We start from the raw sequence: 21,115 nt of genomic DNA on the forward strand, positions 1-21,115 counted from the left end.
ATTACTTTTTAAGAACTGTAACTACCCCTTTCTTCGTCAGCTTAATATCTTCCACCTGAATCACGAAGAGGAAGGCGCCTTGCAATACTTGTCCGTATTTGTTTTTGCCATCCCAGCCTTTCTCCGGATTATTAGTCTGGAATAAACGCACCCCCGATTGGTCAAATACTTCGATGGAAACTTTGTTGTAGAATTTAAGCTCCGGCACGCTCCACTCGTCGTTTACGCCATCGCCGTTAGGCGTAAAAGCATTTACAATTTTCAGTTCAGCAGGTGCTTTGTCGTAAGCAGCTTTGGTTAGCTTAAATTCCCGCTCTAACTTATTGTTGTAAGGGTCGGTGGTAAGAATCCGCACGGTAAACTGGGTTTTACCAGATAAGCCTTTATGTGATTTCAGGAATAATTTATCTTCTTTTATCTCGAATAAATTATTGTCAGCGTCGCCGGCACCGGTTACCAGGGTGTACACAAATTCCGTATCGTCGGGGTCAGTGGTATTAAAGGTTCCTACTGCTTCTTCCGGCATAATATTCGGGCTGAAAGTATTTTTGCTAAAGGCGAGTGCAGTTGGTACTTTATTGGGCTCTACGGTTACTGTAATATTTGCTTCTAAATTGTTCAGGTTGGTAGTTTCGGAGGCAATTGTTAAAGTACCAATTAGCGTGTAATTATCGGCAACTTTACCATCGTAACTACCAGTAGCCCAGGTAACCGCAATAATTTCTTTGGAATCATCGGAATAAGTAACCTCAGCGGTGGCCGGCAGCTTGCTGTTAAGCTGGGTAAAAGTGGTGCGAATAGGCACGTTTACATTATTAGGGCTGGCTACTGCAATAATATTGCGGCGTACTGTAACGGTTTGGGTAGCGGTAGTAATATTGCCGGCAGCATCGGTTGCGGTCCAGGTTACGGTTGTAGTACCGGTTGGGAATTCAGCCGGGGCATTGTTGGTCACGCTGGTTACGGCACAGTTGTCGGCAGATACTGGAGTACCTAATGTTACATTTGCGGCCGTATTTTTATTTGCATCAACATTTACAACTACGGCGGCCGGTGCTACCAGGCTGGGCGCAATATTGTCTTCTACGGTTACAATAGCGGTAGTAGTAGAAACATTATTATGTTTGTCGGTTACAGTTAAAGTAACAGTATTGGTGCCGGCGTTGCTGCAATTAAAAGTTGTTTTAGAAAGCGCGATAGAAGCCAAACCGCAAATATCAGAACTACCATTATTTACATCGGCGGCCGCTATGGTTACCTGGCCCGAAGCATCTAAAGCAACTGTAATATTCTTAGCAATTGCAACTGGAGCAACTTTATCTTCTACAGTTACCGTTGCAGTAGCAGTGGAAATATTGCCGTGGATATCGGTTACAGTTAAAGTAACAGTATTTGCGCCAACGTTGCCGCAATCAAAAGTAGTTTTGGAAAGCGCTATAGAAGCAATGCCGCAGGCATCGGAACTGCCATTATTTACATCGGCAGCGGTAATGGTGGCCTGACCAGCCGCATCTAAAGCAACTTTAATATTTTTGGCTATTGCAGTTGGCGCAACTTTATCCTGCACGGTAACTATGGCCGTGGCCGTAGCATTGTTACCACTTTTATCGGTTATGGTTAAGGTAACTTCATTTTCGCCAATATTACTGCAGTTAAAAGTTGTTTTGGAAAGCACGATAGACGCCAAACCACAAACATCAGCACTACCGTTGTTTACATCGGCGGCGGTAATAACGGCCTGACCGGCAGCATTTAACGAAACGGTGATATTTTTGGCTTGGGCAACCGGGGCAATTTTGTCTTCTACGGTAACTATTGCGGTTGCAGTAGAAATATTGCCGTGGTTATCGGTGGCGGTTAAAGTAACGGTATTCGCGCCAACATTGCTGCAATTGAAGGCTGTTTTAGATAGGGCTACAGAAGCAATGCCGCAAATATCAGTACTGCCGTTGTTAATGTCGGCAGTTGTAATAGTGGCCTGACCAGCAGCATCTAACGCAATGGTAATATTTTTAGCCAAAGCAACCGGCGCAACTTTATCCTGAACGGTTACCGTAGCAGTTGCGGTTGCCACATTGTTATAAATATCGGTTACGGTTAAAGTAACTTCATTTTCGCCAACGTTGCTGCAATCAAAAGTTGTTTTAGATAAAGCTAATGATTGAATGCCCGACGCATCAGAGCTGCCGTTATCAACATTGGCGGCCGTAATAGTTACTTGGCCGGCGGCATCTAACGAAACAGAAATGTTTTTAGTCCGCACGGTTGGAGCTATTTTATCGGCTATGGTTACTGTTATTTTGGCCCGTGCAGAAGTACAGCCACTAACGGTTTGGGATACCCAATATTCTTGTACACCAAACTGAGTAGTATTTGGGGTAGGAGCGGTTGCAGAACCGTTACCGCCCGTTGCCGTTGTATACCATAATAAATTCGTGCCGGTAGCTTGGGCTGCTAAGCTGGTAGCGGAGGCATTTTGGCTGTAAACAACATTGGTTACTACCGGTGCCGCCACATCGTTTAAAGTAACACTTACTGCCAAGTTAGTAGATTTAGAATCTCCATCGGCATCGGTTACAGTAATAGTTAAGGTTGCCGAACCGTATTGGCCGGCGGCTGGGCTAAGGGTAAGCGTCCGGTTAGCGCCGGCACCACCTAATATTACATTTGCTACCGGAATCAAATTTGGGTTAGATGAACTTACCGTTACGTTTAAAGCGGTAGCCGCCGTTTCAGCATCGCCTATGGTAAAAGGTATAGCCGCAGAAGTAGTATTTTGGCAAACCGAAACCGGGCTTATGCTGCTAATGGTAGGTAAAGCTTTGGTCGCGAATTGGGTTCTGTATACATCTGAGAATTGCGGCGTACCGTCTTCGTTTACAAAGTGAAAATCATAGTTTGTTGCCGCATTAAGGCCGGTTAAGTTAAAAACAGTTTCTACGTTGGCCGGCATATTGCCCGAACCACGGGCTGCAACAACAACATTGCCATAATTAGTACCGGCTTTAATTTGCGCGGCAGTAGGGGCTTGGGCACCACGGGGTGTAACCAACCAATAACCGTTTGCCGCAACACTTGAAGTTGCTTTAAACTTGGCCTGACTAGACGTAATATCCGAAATACTACCGCTTACCTGGGCTACATCGCTAATAATTTCATTTAAATTGGCTAACTCACCGGCAGCATAATACCAGCCAAACTCATCACTGGCGCCTACCGGCAAGTCGTTCATGCGTACGTAAAAACCATACGAGCCATCAAAATAATAATTACCATCATAATCATTCTCAAAATCATGGCTCTGGTAGTCCGGAACGTATACCACACTCGTTTGCGGGTCTTGGTTTATTACATTTCTAAAACTGCAACAGCCGTTAATAACTGTATTGGCACGGGTAGAATTGGTATAAAATAATACGCCTTCAGCGCCGGTAGAAATTTTAATGGCGGCTGCTTTAGTAGCAGGATTGGTGATGCCTACGAAGGCGCCGTTAACCAAATTGCCCCGCTGCTTAATAGGACCGTCGTTTCCGCCAACATAATCATCGCGGGTACCCATCCAAAGCCGTACGTTCTCCGCCAAACCAGAACCTATGTTCTTAATTTTAACTTTAACTTCAACAAAGGCGCTGTTTTGTGGTAAGGTGTAGGTGTTTTCTACTTCTAAAGTAGCGTTGTTAATTTGTATGGTTCCTTTCGAAATAATTTTTCCATAACCCTTGTTACTGCTAGTTGCTACATAACCCGATTTATCTATTACCTGATTGCTAAGAACCGGATTTTCTATAATGGTACCGTTAATGTTCCATTCGTTTGTTTTAGCGCCCCCTACGGCAATAGCATTATCTAGTGGGTAGCTGCCAAAGGTTAACTGGCGCCAAATATTTTGGATACCATTGTAGTAAAATAGCTGCTCTAAATTACCCGAACCATTAATAGAGTTCTGAGATCCGTTACCGGCTCGCAACTGGCCGTTATCTAGCACGGTAATGCTTTGGGCCTGCAAGCTTACAGGAGTAAATAGTAAGCCAGCCGGTAAAAGGCATAAGGCTATAATTAATAGCTTATTAAATTTTGTACTTATTATCTTCATAAATTATCTTTTTTCTGCCGTTGATTTTTTTATTTCCCAGGTATTGCCGGTTTTTTCTAATTCCAGGTTTACCACCATAGCACCCTCCGGGGCAGTTTGTTTATTATAGTAGTAGCTGTAAGCAACTGTGGCTTTGTTAGCGGTTAGGTTAAAAGTCCAGAAAAGAAAATAAGCGTTAATTTTATTTTCTTTAATGTCGGCTTTAGATACAAAAGCTACCTTTTTACCTCCCTTCAAAATATTAGTGGTTTCAGGAAAAGATATGCCGTGTTGCATTACATACAATTGAGCCGGCGAGCCATTAGGTTGTTGAGGGTAATAAGTTTGCAGTGCTTTCAAATCGATGCATTTCTGCAATACCGCCGCGTAATCGTTTTGCGATTGGGCCAGCATCGGCAACGAGCAGCCAAAAACGAGTAAGGTGAATAGAATAATTTTTTTCATAAATAATCTGTTTCTCTGGGTTTGGGATTAAAACCCGGCTAAAATCCCTGCTTGTACTGGTTTAAGGTTGGGTATAAAATTGATTTAAATAAAAAGCTGCGTTGTTTTAGCTGTTGTTGCAAATACGCCGGCCTGATTCCCGCAATATTTCGCTACACGGGAAATATGAAAAGTTTTAATTTTTAAATATTATTTGATTGCTTAATTAAAATGCAAACTTGTTTTAGGAGTGTGTCTTAAATAAATGCTAATAAATAGAAAAATTAAGGTTTTAGGTTAAGATTTTTAACCGGAAGATTTAGTTATGAATTTTTATTTTAATTAAATTATATTTATTCAAGGTGCAGGAATTGCAATATTTAATCTGGTTGATTAATTATTTTAAGTAAGTAAATAAATTTAGGCGTAAATATTTCCAGGAAGTTTGTGTAAACCACCTCAAAGTTATTATGCACACAAGATTTAGGAATGTAATTATTTATTCATGCGCTCTGCTTTATATTTTCTATTATTTGGAATTAGTTGTGGCTGTAAATGTATTTTTAAATTTTAATAATTACAATAAAATGCAATTTATTTTTTATTATAAAATTATTTAAGCTTTGTAAGTGCAGTTTTAAGGTTGTTTTAGTAGATATAGTTCAATTTATTTTATTAAATAATTGCGCTTTTGTAAATTCTATTATTTGGAAGTTGCATTAAGTATTAGTTTGTAGAATTAGAAGTTTGCTCTTGTTTCGGGCAAGTGCCTTTAAGGTTTTTCTGTTTTTTGCTGTATAATGCAGAGTTAAACCTGAAATTGTATTATGTATAATTATCTTACGCTTTTACTATAATATATTATTGTATAAAATGGCGGTTGGTATTTTGGTTATTGCTGAAATTATTCCTTGTATAAGTAATAAACATTATCCATGGTCAATTTTTATAATGCATTTAACTACTTTATTTCACAATATTCAACAACCAACAGGTAAATGTAATTTTTATAATAAGTATCGCGTGTAGATTTGGTAGTGCTGTGTTGTATACCAAGTTAGGTTGTTTAAGTAAGGTTCTGTCTGCTTTTAGGCCGAATATCCCAAGGCAATTAGCCTAATCAGGAGATTTAATACTTTAGTGTAAGTAGGAGTAAGCAAGCATATAGTGAATATTTATTCTGGCTACTGATAAAGAACAACAAACTTAAATAGAGGAAGTGCTGTAATTACCTTAAGCTACAGCATCCGGAATGAGAAAGATGATTTTAATCAATCAAATTTATTTGGACTAATTCTAAATAGCTGTTATATTTGCCACGAATCTTTATTACGCATACTTAAATCTTAATTTGTGGCTAAAGTATCTTTCCCCCAATCAGAAGAAATATTCCGCACTGCGGCTGGTGTTGTTTATCAGTGCAATCGTAATAATTGTTTGTGGTTGGAGTTTGCCGGTGGGGTATCTTCTTTTAAAATACACGAACTGCTGCAACTAAAGAAGAAAGTTGAACAAATTGATGTAGCCGAAATGGCCAGCAATACTGCCCGCACCGCCGATGTGGTTATTTTAAATATTCACCGTTCGGAGCGTATTTTTGTTTTAACTTTAACCGATGTGCTGAATTTGCGCGAATTATTGCAGGGTACTAAGGTTATGCTGAACCTGAATAGCATTATACACGATTGCCTGCACGCTATGGCGGTTTAAACGCGTTTACCTGCCAACTGTAATATCAACTTAATGATATCAACTTAATTTAGACTAGATATGTATTAGTCTAAAAATGCAGCCTGCCTAAACCATTTATTTTTTTTTCAGTTATATTTAGATTGAGGATAGGGAAAACTATCCCGGTTTTTTTATTAACTGAAATTGCCATGAAAGATTTACTTCGCTTAAGAACCTCTTTAACGGAAGAAATAGAAACCCTTTTAAACGAACAAATAAAAGTAGAAGCCCATTCTTCTTCGGTATACCTGGCCATGTCGGCTTGGTGCAACCAGAATGGATATGATAACAGTGCTAAATATTTCCAGAAGCAATCTGGCGAGGAAAGAGAGCACATGCTTAAATTATTTGAATTTGTAAACGATATGGGTGGCCGGGCTATTTCGCCGGAGGTAACCAATATTCCCCACGAGTTTGAATCGTTCCGGGGTGTTTTTGAAGCGGCGCTGCAACAAGAAATTTACGTAACGCAGCAGTTTAACCGCATCGCCGACCGCTGCTTTAAGGCCAAAGATTTTATGACCTTCCAGTTTGTTCAGTGGTTTTTGAAAGAACAAATTGAAGAAGAATATGTGGCCCGCCGCGCCCTCGAATTATTTGAAGTAATTGGAGAAGAAGGTACCGGCCGTTGGGAAATTGACAAAAATATTCCCAAAATCGAATACGAAGGCTAAAATACACTCTTTTAAATTAATAACTCCTTCAGATTTCCGGATCTGAAGGAGTTATTGTTTTAGGGGTTTTATTTATACCAATATACTGGTTAAATATTTGGGTAGCCTGGATTTCAGTAACATCGTGCAGCCAAATATTCTGGGGCTGAATGCTCATAACCGGCGCAAATTTGCAGCGGTCGGTACAATCGGTTTTAATTATTTCTACAACCGTATCTTTTAAGCCCGCTGCTTTGGCCATGCTCCTGAAAAGCTTGCCTATTTCTTTACCGCCCCTTTTTTTGCACTTATCGCCGACGCAAACATAAATTACCTGCTGCGGAATTTTAAATACTTTACTCATAATTTGGTTGTGCTTTACCGGTTTTACGTGCTTGCGCCAATATTGCTGCTAATTCGTTGGCAAATTCTAAATTTTAACCCTTAAGTGCCTAATATTAATCTATCATTCATTTAGTTACTTATTGGTCTTATTGGTAAAACGCGTAATTGGTGGGGTATTTTCCTTTAATTGTGGCAGTAATTTATTGGCCCGTGCCATAAAAGCCGGGGAGGCGTAAGGTAACTGGTCTTCTATTAGCAAACGCAATTCATTTTTTAGGTCGGGTTCTTGTTGGGCCAGGTTAGCCAATACCGTCATCGCAAATACTTTTATCGCCACCGGTTCATCGGTAGCTAAATATTTAAAGCAAATATCGGCCAGTAAACCCTGTAATGCTTCCGGAATAAGAATATTTTGCAGCACCCGTACGGTATTTCGCTTAACGGCAGCCAGGTTAGTTTGCTGCAGATTGTTAATTAAATCGGGTAAATGCGGCAATAGCAACGCCGGATGTTGGTCGGCGCAATGCGAAAGCACCCAAGCCGCCCGCTGCGTCAGGCGGTAATCTTCTCCCAGAAACAGTTGCATCAAGTTCCGGAATCGCTCGGGATTATTATCTATATAAGCTGCAATTTTTAAAACCTGGGCTTTAGAATATTCTTGCAGCAAAGCTTCTCTTAAATCCATAAGCGAAGTTATAACCTCCGGATTAAAATATTATAAAGCGCCATTTGAAATATTCTTTTTGGGAATTAAGCTTAAATCTGTTCAACTATTATCTATAACCGATTATAATACCTGTAGGCAGAAGTGACAGCATATTTTTGGATTGAATTATAAGAGTTGATGAGAAGCGGAATTATTTCTCTTTAGTTTGTGTAGAAAATAGGTAATTTTAGGATTTAATCTAAATCGAAGCATGTATTATAAACCCAAAGCCGGCTTGGTGGCATTGTTGCTCTGTTTTTACACAGTGACGGCTGTAGCCCAGCAGAAAAAAGACATTACCCTCGAAGATATTTACCGCAACCAGACCTTTGCTACTAAAACCGTTAGCGGTGTAAATTGGATGAAAAACGGCCAGTTTTATACCGCCGAAGTAGCCGACGAGAAAAATAAGGTAACAGATGTTTTTAAGTTTGATGTTACCACGGGTAAACCGGTTGCTACCATTATAGAAGGTGAAGACCTGAAAATAGCCGGCTCAACCAAACCCATTGCTTTTGATGAATATACCTTTAGTTCCGACGAAAAGAAAGTTTTATTCTCTACGGAGCGCGAGCAGCTATACCGCCGGTCGTCTAAAGCGGATTTCTTTGTGTATGAAGTGGCTACCAAAAAACTGACCCAACTAAGCAAAGGCGGCAAGCAAATGTACGCCAGTTTTTCGCCGGATGGCCGCAAAGTTGCTTTTGCCCGCGACAACAACCTGTTTTACGTAGATTTAGCTACCATGAAGGAAACCCAGGTTACTCAAAATGGCCGTTACAACCAAATTATTAATGGTTTTGCCGATTGGGTTTACGAAGAAGAATTCAGCTTTGCACAGGGCTTTTTCTGGTCGCCGGACGGAGCTAAAATTGCTTTTTACACCTTTGATGAAAGCAATGTGCCGGAATACAACATGCAACTATGGGGCAAACTTTATCCGCAGGATTACCGGTTTAAATATCCCAAGGCCGGCGAAGCTAATTCCGCAGTTTCGATTTCGGTGTATGATTTGGCCGGTAAGAAAACAACCCGCATGGATACCGGCTCGGAGAAAGATATTTATATTCCGCGGGTAAAGTGGACGCAAAATGCCAATTTATTATCTATTCAGCGGCTAAACCGGTTACAGAATACTTTAGAAATATTGCACGCCAACGCCACCACCGGCCAAGCCCAGGTAGTCCAGAAAGAAGTAGACAAAGCTTACGTTGATATTACCGACGACCTGACTTACTTAAATAATGGCAAAGGCTTTATTTTTTCTTCGGAAAAAGACGGCTATAACCATTTGAATTATTACAACATGCAAGGCAAACTGGTGCGGCAAATTACCAAAGGCAACTGGGAAATTAGCCGGTTTGTTGGCCTCGACGAAAAAAGCAATACGTTGTACTACGTTTCTACCGAAGTCTCGCCGCTGGAACGCCACTTGTACCGCATTAGCTTAACTGGTAAAGATAAAAAACGGCTCACGGCTGCTGCTGGCAACCACACCATAAACATGAGCCAGGATTTTAAATATTATCTCGATTACGCTGCGGCAGCCAATGAAGTGCCGGTAGTTAGCTTGTTTGGCGCCCCCGGGGGTAAGCTCATTAAAGTTTTGGAAAATAATGCGGCTTTAAAAAATAAACTAGCCAACTACAATATTACGGAGCAGGAGTTTTTTACTTTTAAAACCGCCGATAATACTCAACTTAATGGCTTCTTAATTAAACCGGCCAATTTCGACCAGAATAAAAAATATCCGGTGCTGATGTACGTTTACGGCGGACCCGGCTCGCAGGAAGTAATGAATATGATGCCCCGGAATTATTTGTGGTTTCAGTATTTGGCCAGCAAAGGTTTAATAGTAGCTTGTATTGACAACCGCGGAACCGGCGGACGCGGCGCAGCTTTTAAGAAAGCTACTTACGCCAACTTGGGCAAATACGAAATTGCCGACCAGATAGAAGGAGCTCAATATTTAGGTAATTTACCTTACGTAGATAAAACCCGTATTGGCATGTATGGTCATAGTTTTGGCGGCTATATGACGTTGCTGGCCCTGACCAAAGGCAACGGCGTTTTTAAAGCGGGTGTTTCGGTAGCTCCGGTTACCAACTGGCGCTTTTACGATTCTGTTTATACCGAGCGTTACCTCAAAACGCCGCAGGATAATGCCGCCGGCTACGACCAAAATTCGCCATTGTTTTTTGCCGATAAAATGCAGGGAGAACTGTTGCTCATTCACGGTACCGGCGACGACAATGTGCATTTCCAGAATGCCGTTGCCATGCAAGATGCTTTAATCAGCGCGAACAAACAGTTCGAAAGCTTTTACTATCCCAACCGGTCGCATGGCATCAGCGGCGGCAATACTTTAATGCACCGCTTTACCCTAATGACGGATTTCCTGGAACGGAATCTTATAAGTCCCAAAGCAGCTAATGGCCAGCAATAAATAATTTATTCTTTCAGAAAAAAGCTCATCCGACAAGATGGGCTTTTTTTATGCCTCCGTAGAAATGAGGTGCTAACTTACGGGCCTGCTACTTATTTATCCAGAATATCGTAAATTAATATTGAGCGGATACAAAAGAATTAAACCAAAATATTAAGGTTATGAAAAACAGGGTTCTTTTTTTTAGAGAAATATTAATAATAGCCATGCTGTTGATTGGCTGCTCTATGCAACAGGAGGAAGCCAAGGCCCAAACTGATCCGGCAAAGCCCACCATTTTGGTTTTTTACAAAACAGCCGGCTTTTACCACGAATCAATTCCGGACGGGATTGCGGCTATTCAAAAATTGGGGCAGGAAAATAATATTGCCGTTGAAACCAGTAAAGATGCCTCGGTATTCTCAGAAAATAATCTGAAAAAGTATAAAGCTGTTGTTTTCCTGAGTACGACGCAGGATGTACTGAACCCGCAGGAGCAAATTGCTTTTGAAGGATATATTAAAAAGGGTGGCGGTTTTGTGGGCATTCATGCCGCTACCGACACGGAGTACGATTGGCCCTGGTATAACCAACTGGTGGGCGCTTACTTTGATGGCCACCCGGCTGTGCAGAAAGCCAACATTCTGGTGAAAGATAAAACGCATCCGTCCACGGCCTTTCTGCAGGATAAATGGGAGCGGGTAGATGAATGGTATAACTTTAAAAATATTAACCCAAAGGTTAAAGTATTAGCCACGCTCGACGAAAACAGTTATAAGGGCGGTAAAAACGGCACTAATCACCCGGTAATCTGGTACCACGAATTTGATGGTGGCCGGGCTTTTTATACCGCCGGCGGCCATACCCCGGAAAGTTATCGCGAACCGCTCTTTCTGCAGCATCTGTTAGCCGGCATTAAATATGCTATGGGCAAATAAATCCTTCCGGAGAAAAAAAGGATTATTTATTGCCGCTAACTGAAGCCTTAACCTTGTGCTTTCTCGGGCAGGAATATTTCGGCCATCATGCAGCGGACACTGCCGCCGCCTACGTGCTCAATGGTATTAATAGGTACGGCTAATATTTCGGCGTATTTCTGAATAGCCTGTACCTGGTCGGGGCGGAGCGATTGATAAGCCTGTTCCGAAATAACTAAAAAATGCTGGCCTGCTTTGTTGCTTACTTCCAGTGCATTGCCGGCGTATTGGCGCAGTTGTTCGGGGGTAATTTCTATTACTTCGTGGCCCGTGCGGGTGAGCGTTGTAATTACAAACTGGCGATCAGCTTCGTCTTGAATGGCAGCAGCACATAAAATAGCAAACCGGTGGCCGATGGAAAGCATAACGTTGGTATGGTACACCAGGCTGCCTTTGTGATCGTAAGCATGAAAAACAATGGGCTGATACCCAAAATGCTGACAGAATTCTTCGAGTAAATCGGCATCGGTGCGCGGAGAAAGACAAGCGTAAACTATTCGGTTGTCGTGGTCCAGAATCATGCTGCCGGTGCCTTCCAGAAATTTATCTTTTTCTTCGTGCTGACTAAAATCTACTACTTTTTTAACCTGATATGCTTGGCCCAAAGTATCTAAAATATCCTGGCGACGTTCCGGCCGCCGGCTGGGCGCATGCATGGGATAAAGCGCAATAGTGCCGTTGCGATGCAGGGTAATCCAGTTATTCGGGAAAATGGCGTCGGGTTTAGCCGGCACTTCGGTATCGTTTATAACGGTTACGTTAATGCCTTTTTCCTGTAAAATCGCTACAAACTTGTCAAATTCCGCAATGGCCTGCTGTCTTATTTCGGCAGGAGAGTGGTGCTGCAATTCGTTTTGGAAGGCATTGGTAGACGCCGTTTCGGGATTAAAACCAAAAGAAACGGGCCTTACCATTAATATAGAGCTGGTGGTTTGCATGCTGATTTTAGTTACCGGCTGTAATTACCGATTATTAATTCACAATTGGCAATAAGTACGGGATAAATTTAAATTGTTTATCTCAGGAGATGTAATTCAGCCCAAAAGATTAAAAAGTTGGTGCCTAAAAATTAAAAGGAGCGCGTAGTAAAGGCTGACTCATACAACGCGAACCGCCTCGGGCCCGCGATAATTCATCGGACGAAAGCTCAATTAACGTGTCTTTTACGGTAGCCGGTGTAGCTTCGCCAGCCTTAAAGCGCCGCAGCAATTCGCCGGCCGAAATTACTTCGAAACCCGCGGCCATACCGGCCGGTAATGCTTCGCCCCGCCGTTTATAATGGTTAAAGTAAGCCTGCCGAAATTCCTGGTTGGTAATGGTATTGCGGTCGTAGCCAATTACCACGCCTTCGCGCAAAGCCAGTAAATTACAACCATCGGTCCATTGTTCCCGGTCGTCGTCGGGGAAGTTGCCGCCGCCGCAATAAATAATAATTACATCTTCGGGCGCTACCTTAAATTCTATGATGCTTAGCTGCCGCAAGAGGTGTTCCAGACCTTTGGGTTTCTGGGCAACGGCCGGTAAATTCTGGGCTGCCAAGCCTTGGTTCAGAATGGCGTAATCTTTTTCGGTTTGCAATAAATAATTGTGTTCGGGGTGGTAAGGCTGCTGATATTTATTTTTATAGAACTGATAAATTTCGGTTTCCTCCAGAAAAGAATCTTCTTTGTGGTGATATAATTTATCGAGGTAATCAACTTGTTTCGATTCTTTTAATTCTTGCAGGGCTTCCGAAAACTTCCCGTACAGCACCCATATATTCAGTTTTACCTGCGTGAAAACCGTATCGATGTGCATTTGCTCGCGCCGTTGCGGTATTTTTACTACCGTTATTTGTTCTACCTCTGAATTGGCCAAGGAGAATATTTTGTGAATAAAGCCGTTTACGGCGCTGGCCGAAGTGCGCTCGCTGCACCCGATAAGTACGTGGCGCGGGCTGGGTATCATCACATCGCCGCCCTCCAGGGTCACTTTGTTTTTCCGCTGATCGTTTTCGTTTAACAAAAAGTAAGCGCTGTCTTCTATAATTTCCAGTACCTGATTGTGATCTTCGGCAAAGAAATGGTAGTACGCAATAAATTTAATCAGCAGCGATTCGCGTTTACGGGCCTTTTTGCAGGCTTTACTCAGTAAATATTTATCGCCAATTACAGCGCCAATATCGCGGGTAAAAACCAGGTTGGGTACGGGCGGGAACAAAAATTTATTTAAATCGGGTTGGCTTAAATCCTGCGGCAGCAAGCCGGTTATCAAAGTTTTAGATAATTGATTTGGTTCGAGTTGGTGCAACAACTGCTCGGTTTCGAAGCTGCATTCCTCAATGGCACAAATGGCCGAGATGATGCGGTTGCGAATTTGATTGGGCTGACCATCGGACGTTTCTTTGTTTAATAAACTGCTTAAAACCTTTTGTACATCCAGTACTTTATCGGAGTTAAAATATTCCGGGTTACTGGGGTTCAGGCAATCGCTGCCTTCGGGCAAATGCTTATAGGCTGCTTCCAGTTCGTCAATTTCTTTAATTTTTTCGGGGTCCAGAAAGTACAGCAGAATTTTTATGTATTCGTCGTATTCTTTTTTCATGGAGTTCAGGTGCACAATATCGTCGTACATCCAATCCTGAAACTTGGTCGGAATAATTTTGCCAATGCCAATATCCGGCCGGTGAATAAGAATGCGCTTTAAATCACCAATTTCGGAATTTACATTAATACGGTTTTGTGTTGCCTGTGCTGCCATACTTGCTGTTGCTGGGGTAAGGTGCAGGAATATTTTTATAAACTACATGCCTGGCTCCAAAAGGGTTTGGGTTAAATCAAAAATAACTAGAATTGGCCTGAAAGAAAAGATACGCTGCTAGTACCGCTGGATAAAATATTCATTTTATTAATCTTTCGGGCCAAGGCACCCGTATAGAAGCAAATAAATAAACTTTAATAGGAGGATATTTTATGAGTAGTAATAAAAGAGGCGTAGAAGATCATCATATTCCAGCATCTGGCAATAAGAATATAGAAAAGGGTGAAGATGGAAAAATAAAAATTCATACCGAAGGTCCGACTACACAAGCCGACGATACCAAAGTACAGGATGTAAACCGGGCTTTACCGCAAGGTGGTAACCCGGTAGGGCGGGATTCTTCCCAGCATAATTCCGTTTCGGGTGGTAAATCGTTGCAAGGCAATAATGCCCGCAGCAAACCGCCCAGCGATAAAAATCATAACTAAGATTAGTTTTAAAACAAAAGAGCCGGTATTTATGTACCGGCTCTTTTGTTTTAAAATTGTTTTTAAAAGCGTTGTTTCAGCCACAAATAAAAGTTTGCCTTATCTACCAGTTTGGCATCGGGTAATTTCCGGACGGTATATTCTTGAAAGTAGCTTTTGCCATCGGCCTGTAGCTTTATTTCCCGGAGCTGTTTATTCCGGAAAAGTGTTAAGCTAATTTCGGATTGGCTCGCCAGCAAACCCGAAATATTACCTTCTATTTTACGGCCGTTCAGGGCAATTAATTCATCGTCCAGGCTAAGGCTGTTATAGGCCGGCGATTCGGGGGCGATGGCACTAACGGTTAAAGCCGAATTATTGGAGAAATTAGTTTTAAATCCCCAACGCGCTTCGGTTGCATTTAGGTTGTCTTCTTTTATTAAGGTGCAGCCTACATAGTTTAAAGCTTTATCTAAATATTGCTGAATAGGAGCGGTGCCGTAAATAATCTCGGTAAAATATTTTTCGGTGCCGGTGCCGGCAATTTCCTGAACCAGTTGCTGGTAATCGGCATCGGTATAACCTACGCCTTTTTTTCCGAAGTTTTCCCACAGGCGTTGCATTACGGTATCTAAGCTGTAAAAATTATTGCTGCTGCGCCGGATTTCCAGATCCAAAATAATGGCCGCTAGCGCACCTTTGTGGTAAATAGAAACTTTGCGGTCGGGTACGCCGGGTTTATAGCCATCGAGCCACAAATCGAAAGAAGAATCGGTGACGGAATAATTTAGGTGGCCGTAATCGTTGAAGTGTTTGCTTAAAACGCCGTTTAGTTCTTCAAAATATTCTTCGGCGGTATATACGCCGGAGCGGGCCAAAATATAATCGCCGTAATAGGTAGTAATGCCTTCGGCTACAAAACCGGTCCGGAAGTAATTTTCCTGGCTGTAATCGTAGGGCATCATTCCGGCGGGCCTGATTTTTTTAATATTCCAGGTATGGAAAAGCTCATGCGAACTTACGCCCACAAAATCTTTATACAAACTATTGTACATCAGTAATTCGCCGGGCCCCAAAGTAATAACCGTAGAATTGCCGTGTTCTACACCGTGGTAGTGCTTATAAGGTAATATTTGGTTCAGGAAGTAATAATCTTTAACCGGGAACTCGCCGAATAACGTGATTTGCTCTTGCGTAAAAGCGGTAAAATCCTGGATTATGCGGTCCCAATCCGGAGTACAATCGCCCTGAATCCAGATATAAAAAGGAATATTGTTTACTTCGTAGCTGGCTAACTTTAAGGTTGGGCTGGCAATAAGCGGCGAATCTACCAATTGGTCGTAATTATCGGCCATTAAAATATTCGAGTTTTGCAGCTTCAGGCCGCAGGCGATTTGCCAATTTTCCGGAATATTTAATTTAAGTTCGGCGGGTTCCTGCTCTTGGCCAACCACCGCCAGCAGGCAATTTATTGGGTTTACGTATAGTTGATTTTCGTCTATCCAGGAGCCACCGGCATCCATTTGCCGGGCATAAAAATTATAACTTACCGTAAGTTTGGTGCTGTAGGCCGGCTGTACTTCCCAGCGGTCTTTCGTAACTTTCTTGAAAACTACAGCGTTGTTATCCTCATTTTGGATGCGAAAACCCTGAATTTTTTGGGCAAAGTTTTGCAGTTCGTAGCGGCCGGGGCGCCAGGCGGGTAGTTGCAGGTACACTGGCGCATCGGCTTGCAGTACGGTAAAAGTTGTTTTAATTTGCAGGTAGCTGCTTAACGGATTGGCACAGGAAATTTCGTAATAAATCATGGTTTTTGGTAGCTGCTGGAGATTCAAAACTACGAGATATTGGCTTTAGTGGCTAGGTTAACTTAAATAAAACAGAATAATTGTGCGTACCCTTTTTGATTTTAAGTAAAACATCCTTAATTTTGCAGGCCATAATAAAAACTTAGGTGTACGATGAAAAGAACATTCCAACCGTCTCAGAGAAAAAGAAGAAATAAGCATGGTTTCCGCTCCAGAATGGAGACTGCCAACGGCAGAAGAGTATTAGCCAGCAGAAGAGCCAAAGGCCGCAAGAAATTAACGGTTTCTGACGAAAGAAGACATAAGGCGTAATCTTTTAAGGTGCTTTTGCTAGCAGCAGAGCATACTAATGGAATGAGCGCTGCACCTAATCGACCTCAAAAAGATACGATTTCCTATAGTTTCCCGAAAGAAGAACGCTTGTGTAGTAAAAAGCTCATCGCGGAGCTTTTCGCCAAGGGTTCTTCTTTTAATTTATATCCTCTCCGGTTTGTTTATATAAAACATGCCCAGCCAGAAGCCATCCCACCCCGGGTACTTGTATCGGTTTCTAAAAAATATTTCAAAAAGGCCGTAGATCGCAATCGCCTGAAGCGGCAGATACGCGAAGCATATAGGCTTAATAAGCATTTACTACAGGCAGAAGGGCAATATTCTCTTCAATTATTGGCTATTATTTACATTGGCAAAGAAAAAAAGCCTTTCAATTTAATCCAGAAAAAACTAAATTTAGGTTTAGAACGTTCTGTGATCGAATAGAATCTCCTTCTTACTTTTTTGCCATATTATGATGAAGAAATACCTTGCTGGCTCTGTGGCAATACTTGCCATTATGCTTCTTTTTTCTTTTAAAAACGATAGTGGCCGTTTTTTCGAGATAGCCAAAAACCTCGATATTTTTGCTACCCTCTACAAAGAAGTTAATACGTATTATGTAGATGATGTAGCGCCTTCTAAACTTATGAAAACGGGAATTGATGCTATGCTGAAATCGCTGGACCCGTACACCAATTATATTGCCGAAGACGATATTGAAGATTTCCGGACCATGACCACCGGACAATACGGCGGTATTGGGGCCAATATTGGCAAGCGCGATGAAAAAACCATTGTGCAACTGCCCTACGAAGGCTACCCGGCCCAGAAAGCCGGTTTACTCGCCGGCGACGAAATATTAAAAATTGATGGCATTAGTATTGGGAAAAAAAGCGCGCTGGAAGTAAATAAATTATTGCGCGGCCAGGCCAATACCCCTATTAAACTGGAAGTAAAACGCTTCGGCGTAGATAAGCCCCTTACCATTGATATTGTTCGGGATAAAATTCAGATTGATAATGTGCCTTACTATGGCATGGTTACCAACGATATTGGCTACTTTCAATTATCGGGTTTTACCATAGATGCCGGCCGGGAAGTACGTAACGCCGTTTTGAAATTAAAAGAACAGGGTGCTAAAAAAATTATTTTTGATTTGCGTGATAACCCCGGCGGTTTGCTGAATGAAGCCGTTAATATTTCTAATTTATTTGTGCCCAAAGGCAAAGATATTGTGAGTACCAAAGGCAAATTGGCCGAACGTAACCGCATGTACAAAGCCATTGATGAACCCATTGATACCGAAATTCCGCTGGTAGTATTAACCAGCAGCACCAGCGCCTCGGCTTCCGAAATTGTATCGGGGGTAATGCAGGATTATGACCGGGCCGTTTTGGTAGGCGAACGGACTTACGGCAAAGGTTTGGTGCAGGAAACGCGGCCATTGTCTTATAATTCGCAGCTTAAAGTAACTACAGCTAAATATTACATTCCAAGTGGCCGCTGCATCCAGTCTATCGATTACGCTCACCGCAATGCCGATGGCAGTGCCGGTAAAATATCTGACTCGCTGCGGGTTGCTTTTAAAACCGCTACGGGCCGCGTGGTGTACGATGGCGGTGGTATTAGCCCCGATGTAGAAGTAAAAGAAAAACAATATTCCGATATTACGAAGACTTTAGCTAATAAAGGCTATTTCTTCGATTACGCTACTAAGTTCCGGGCCGAAAATCCTTCTATTCCGAAAGCCAAAGATTTCCGCTTATCAGATGCCGAGTATCAGAAATTTGTTTCTTTTTTGTCTAATAAAGATATCTCTTACTCCACCAGCGTGGAGCAGGCAGTAGAAGACTTAATTCGTAAATCAAAGGAAGATAAGCACTTCGACGATATTAAGCAAGATATTGAAACCATGAAAAAGCGGATTTATACCAATAAAGCCAATGACCTGGCGCGCTTTAAAGATGAAATCCGGGAAATGCTGGAGCAGGAAATTGCTTCGCGGTATTACTTCCAGAAAGGAGTTATAGAATCAACCTTCGATGATGATGAAGATATTCTGGCGGCTATTAATATTTTGAACACGCCTGATAAATATTATGCTTATTTAAAACCGGCGGGCATTAAGAAAGCTAGCAGATAAACAGCAAGGGCCGGTATTTACCGGCCTTTTTGTTTAATATTATAAGCGCGAAAATTACTGATTTTAATTAGCTGGCAATCCTGCGTATATTTGTGCATTAGGTTGTTAATATTTTAGGCAATTAATAAGTATAAATGGCAGTATTACTGGCACTCGAAACTTCTTCTACCGTTTGTTCAGTAGCTTTATTTAAGAACGGGCAATTATTGGGCGTATCGGAATTGCAGATCGAAAAATCGCATTCTTCGCACATAACAGTTTTAATAGAGCAGTTGCTTCAAAATTGTCAGGTAAACCTTAAAGATTTAGCAGCTATTGCCATTTCCGGTGGCCCAGGTTCTTATACCGGCTTACGCATTGGTAGCGCTACTGCCAAAGGCCTTTGTTATTCGTTAAGTATTCCCTTAATCGAAGTTTCTACCTTAGATGCAATCGCAGCAAAAGCAATCGGGTATACGCCTAAACCAGAAAATTATCTTTATTGCCCAATGATTGACGCCCGGCGGATGGAAGTTTATACCACTATAACCAACCATAACCTGGAAGCTCTGGTACCCGTTGCGCCTTTAGTTCTGGAAAAAGATTCGTTTAAACCAGAGTTGGCTAAACATAAAATAATATTCTGCGGAAGCGGGGTAGCTAAGTTTAAACATCTGGTAGAAGAACCTGCGAATGCTTATTTTCTAGAGCATGTAAAGCCTTCTGCAGATTTAATAGGTAAATTGGCTTTATCAAAATTAGAGCAAAATATATTTCAAAATGTAGCTTATTATGAACCGTTTTATTTAAAAGAGGTTTATATAACTAGTAGTGCTAAATAATCAGCAGATTAAATCATGGAAGAGTTAATTAATAAAGTAGCCCAAAGTGCCTTGGTTACTTTAAACCTGGAAGAGTTAATCCATCCGGGCGAACGGGTTGTTTATGATATAAAAGACAACTTGTTTATGGGCTTAATTTTAAAAGAGAAAGATTTCCGGGCTTTTATAAAAGACAACGATTGGTCGGTTTATACCGGAAAGAACATTGCTATAATTAATTCGGCGGATGCCATTGTCCCAACTTGGGCTTATATGTTATTAGCAACCAAATTACAGCCTTTTGCCAATCGTTATGTGTTCGGAAATTTAGAAGCTTTAGAGCAGGTCTTGTTTCAGGAAGCATTAGCAAAAATAAACGCTGAAGACTATCGGGATGCTAAAGTAGTTGTAAAAGGATGCGGAAATATTCCGGTGCCAACCTTTGCCTATGTAGAAGTAATGAAAATTCTTTTGCCGGTGGTAAGTAGCATTATGTATGGCGAGCCTTGTAGTACCGTGCCGCTCTACAAAAAGCCAAAGGCCTGATAGGAGAGTTCAATATTAAACAAAAGAAAAAAAGCGGCTGAATAGGCCGCTTTTTTGTTAGGGTTAACTTATTTGTTAGGATTAACTTAAAAGATACGGAGCAAGATGTTAATCCTGGAATTTGAAAATAAATTAAAGTGGTTCAAAATCAGAGGACTAGAATAATAATTCAAAAATGAGAATACTAGTTTTGTTAATGACGAAAGATTTTCTACCTTTGCACTCCCAAAACGAAAGTACTGGGAAAAGGGCAGTCAGCAGGGTTGTAGCCTTATTTTACTGAAAAAAAACAATTAGAGGAATTTGTTCAAACGGAACCAGTGTTCACTCATCGGGCGTTTAGTTTTAACTGTTTGTATTAGTAAAGTGCAAAAGAAAGTTGAAAGATATTTTTCTTCTGGTGTTTGCAGAAGCAAAAAAGATTTCTGACATTTGTACCCGCAAAACGGAGTAGTTGATTCTAGGAGAGTTTCTTATTAATCTTTCTTTTTCGGGTAAATATCCGGTAAATAGAAAGAGCATCAGCTAAGAATAGTTTGGTTATAAAATTAATATTTTGTAACTTTGTCCTCCCAAGAAAGAAAAAGCAGCATGCTTTTGGAATAAGGTGTTGAAAGCAAAGTGGAGCTAAGAAAAACTTAAAAAAATCTTCAAACATTTTTTTGCAGATTTAAACTTTCTTCTTACCTTTGCACTCCCAAACAGGAAGAGGCTAACAAAAGGTTAGTGTCAAGGTTTGGAATTGGCAAATAATAGCAAAAAAACATATCACGACGGCAGGTTGTGACGAATTAAACGGGCAAGAGTGGTATAAGCTTTTGTTGGTTTAAGAAAGTTCTTTGAATAGAAGGAAATAAGAATAGCAAACCGCATAAGTGCTTTAAGCGAGATTGTTAGATGGTTAAAGGTTTAAATTGTTGTTAAGGCAATTCAACCATTAAGTC

Annotated in this window: 17 protein-coding genes; 10 read left to right on the plus strand and 7 right to left on the minus strand. The window is 41.4% G+C overall.

The genetic code is table 11. The annotated features are described in order from the left end of the window. Position 1 precedes the first annotated feature (1 nt). Positions 2-4,006, minus strand: a complete 4,005-nt coding sequence (locus tag F0145_RS09665) for a T9SS type B sorting domain-containing protein (protein WP_190277515.1) — start codon at positions 4,004-4,006, stop codon at positions 2-4. A 90-nt stretch (positions 4,007-4,096) separates the two neighbouring features. After that, positions 4,097-4,537 (minus strand): hypothetical protein, encoded by a 441-nt coding sequence (locus tag F0145_RS09670; protein ID WP_150088193.1) that lies wholly within the window; start codon positions 4,535-4,537, stop codon positions 4,097-4,099. 1,332 nt (positions 4,538-5,869) lie between these two features. Here F0145_RS09670 and F0145_RS09675 point away from each other — a divergent pair. Further along, entirely contained in the window at positions 5,870-6,226 is a 357-nt protein-coding gene (locus F0145_RS09675) for a hypothetical protein (protein ID WP_150088194.1), read from the plus strand. A gap of 170 nt (positions 6,227-6,396) precedes the next feature. Beyond that, positions 6,397-6,921, plus strand: coding sequence for a ferritin (locus F0145_RS09680; protein ID WP_150088195.1), 525 nt, complete (start codon positions 6,397-6,399; stop codon positions 6,919-6,921). 28 nt (positions 6,922-6,949) lie between these two features. Here the strand turns inward: F0145_RS09680 and F0145_RS09685 are convergent, their stop codons facing one another. Then, a complete protein-coding gene (locus tag F0145_RS09685; RefSeq protein ID WP_150088196.1) occupies positions 6,950-7,264 on the minus strand; it encodes a (2Fe-2S) ferredoxin domain-containing protein in 315 nt (104 codons plus the stop codon). A gap of 114 nt (positions 7,265-7,378) precedes the next feature. Continuing rightward, positions 7,379-7,930, minus strand: a complete 552-nt coding sequence (locus F0145_RS09690) for a hypothetical protein (RefSeq protein WP_150088197.1) — start codon at positions 7,928-7,930, stop codon at positions 7,379-7,381. Between the two features lie 232 nt (positions 7,931-8,162). On the opposite strand from F0145_RS09690, the gene F0145_RS09695 reads away from it, so the two are divergent. After that, positions 8,163-10,397, plus strand: a complete 2,235-nt coding sequence (locus F0145_RS09695; RefSeq protein WP_150088198.1) for a S9 family peptidase — start codon at positions 8,163-8,165, stop codon at positions 10,395-10,397. Positions 10,398-10,558: 161 nt separating this feature from the next. Continuing rightward, entirely contained in the window at positions 10,559-11,314 is a 756-nt protein-coding gene (locus tag F0145_RS09700) for a ThuA domain-containing protein (protein WP_150088199.1), read from the plus strand. A gap of 47 nt (positions 11,315-11,361) precedes the next feature. Here the strand turns inward: F0145_RS09700 and ctlX are convergent, their stop codons facing one another. Continuing rightward, a complete protein-coding gene (ctlX, locus tag F0145_RS09705; protein ID WP_150088200.1) occupies positions 11,362-12,291 on the minus strand; it encodes a citrulline utilization hydrolase CtlX in 930 nt (309 codons plus the stop codon). A gap of 124 nt (positions 12,292-12,415) precedes the next feature. Further along, positions 12,416-14,092 carry an arginine deiminase family protein gene (locus F0145_RS09710; protein WP_150088201.1) on the minus strand — a complete coding sequence of 559 codons (1,677 nt, stop codon included), beginning with the start codon at positions 14,090-14,092 and terminating at the stop codon, positions 12,416-12,418. Between the two features lie 212 nt (positions 14,093-14,304). Between F0145_RS09710 and F0145_RS09715 the strand changes: the two genes are divergently transcribed. Next, entirely contained in the window at positions 14,305-14,580 is a 276-nt protein-coding gene (locus tag F0145_RS09715) for a hypothetical protein (RefSeq protein WP_150088202.1), read from the plus strand. Between the two features lie 62 nt (positions 14,581-14,642). Here F0145_RS09715 and F0145_RS09720 read toward each other — a convergent pair whose 3' ends face one another. Next, positions 14,643-16,367 carry a M61 family metallopeptidase gene (locus F0145_RS09720; RefSeq protein WP_150088203.1) on the minus strand — a complete coding sequence of 575 codons (1,725 nt, stop codon included), beginning with the start codon at positions 16,365-16,367 and terminating at the stop codon, positions 14,643-14,645. A 153-nt stretch (positions 16,368-16,520) separates the two neighbouring features. Here F0145_RS09720 and rpmH point away from each other — a divergent pair, with 153 nt between their 5' ends. The 5 genes from rpmH (at position 16,521) to F0145_RS09745 (ending at position 20,171) form a co-directional block, all read left to right on the plus strand. Next, positions 16,521-16,679: a 50S ribosomal protein L34 gene (gene rpmH, locus F0145_RS09725; protein WP_007659000.1), complete on the plus strand. Its 159-nt coding sequence runs from the start codon at positions 16,521-16,523 to the stop codon at positions 16,677-16,679. A 15-nt stretch (positions 16,680-16,694) separates the two neighbouring features. After that, positions 16,695-17,126: a ribonuclease P protein component gene (gene rnpA, locus F0145_RS09730; RefSeq protein ID WP_223815935.1), complete on the plus strand. Its 432-nt coding sequence runs from the start codon at positions 16,695-16,697 to the stop codon at positions 17,124-17,126. 28 nt (positions 17,127-17,154) lie between these two features. Beyond that, a complete protein-coding gene (locus F0145_RS09735) occupies positions 17,155-18,825 on the plus strand; it encodes a S41 family peptidase (protein ID WP_394349579.1) in 1,671 nt (556 codons plus the stop codon). 134 nt (positions 18,826-18,959) lie between these two features. Beyond that, positions 18,960-19,646, plus strand: coding sequence for a tRNA (adenosine(37)-N6)-threonylcarbamoyltransferase complex dimerization subunit type 1 TsaB (tsaB, locus tag F0145_RS09740; protein ID WP_150088204.1), 687 nt, complete (start codon positions 18,960-18,962; stop codon positions 19,644-19,646). 15 nt (positions 19,647-19,661) lie between these two features. Continuing rightward, on the plus strand, positions 19,662-20,171 hold the full coding sequence (locus F0145_RS09745; protein WP_150088205.1) for a DUF2480 family protein: 510 nt from the start codon (positions 19,662-19,664) through the stop codon (positions 20,169-20,171). The last annotated feature ends 944 nt before the right edge of the window (positions 20,172-21,115 follow it).

Origin of the sequence: Adhaeribacter rhizoryzae (assembly GCF_008629685.1) — a bacterium.
GTDB lineage: Bacteria > Bacteroidota > Bacteroidia > Cytophagales > Hymenobacteraceae > Adhaeribacter > Adhaeribacter rhizoryzae.

Coding starts and splice junctions, on each gene's coding strand:
- F0145_RS09670 (WP_150088193.1), bottom strand. CDS start 4,537: ATGAAAAAAATTATTCTATTCACCTTACTCGTTTTTGGCTGCTCGTTG.
- F0145_RS09680 (WP_150088195.1), top strand. CDS start 6,397: ATGAAAGATTTACTTCGCTTAAGAACCTCTTTAACGGAAGAAATAGAA.
- F0145_RS09685 (WP_150088196.1), bottom strand. CDS start 7,264: ATGAGTAAAGTATTTAAAATTCCGCAGCAGGTAATTTATGTTTGCGTC.
- F0145_RS09690 (WP_150088197.1), bottom strand. CDS start 7,930: ATGGATTTAAGAGAAGCTTTGCTGCAAGAATATTCTAAAGCCCAGGTT.
- F0145_RS09695 (WP_150088198.1), top strand. CDS start 8,163: ATGTATTATAAACCCAAAGCCGGCTTGGTGGCATTGTTGCTCTGTTTT.
- F0145_RS09700 (WP_150088199.1), top strand. CDS start 10,559: ATGAAAAACAGGGTTCTTTTTTTTAGAGAAATATTAATAATAGCCATG.
- ctlX (WP_150088200.1), bottom strand. CDS start 12,291: ATGCAAACCACCAGCTCTATATTAATGGTAAGGCCCGTTTCTTTTGGT.
- F0145_RS09710 (WP_150088201.1), bottom strand. CDS start 14,092: ATGGCAGCACAGGCAACACAAAACCGTATTAATGTAAATTCCGAAATT.
- F0145_RS09715 (WP_150088202.1), top strand. CDS start 14,305: ATGAGTAGTAATAAAAGAGGCGTAGAAGATCATCATATTCCAGCATCT.
- F0145_RS09720 (WP_150088203.1), bottom strand. CDS start 16,367: ATGATTTATTACGAAATTTCCTGTGCCAATCCGTTAAGCAGCTACCTG.
- rpmH (WP_007659000.1), top strand. CDS start 16,521: ATGAAAAGAACATTCCAACCGTCTCAGAGAAAAAGAAGAAATAAGCAT.
- F0145_RS09735 (WP_394349579.1), top strand. CDS start 17,155: ATGATGAAGAAATACCTTGCTGGCTCTGTGGCAATACTTGCCATTATG.
- tsaB (WP_150088204.1), top strand. CDS start 18,960: ATGGCAGTATTACTGGCACTCGAAACTTCTTCTACCGTTTGTTCAGTA.
- F0145_RS09745 (WP_150088205.1), top strand. CDS start 19,662: ATGGAAGAGTTAATTAATAAAGTAGCCCAAAGTGCCTTGGTTACTTTA.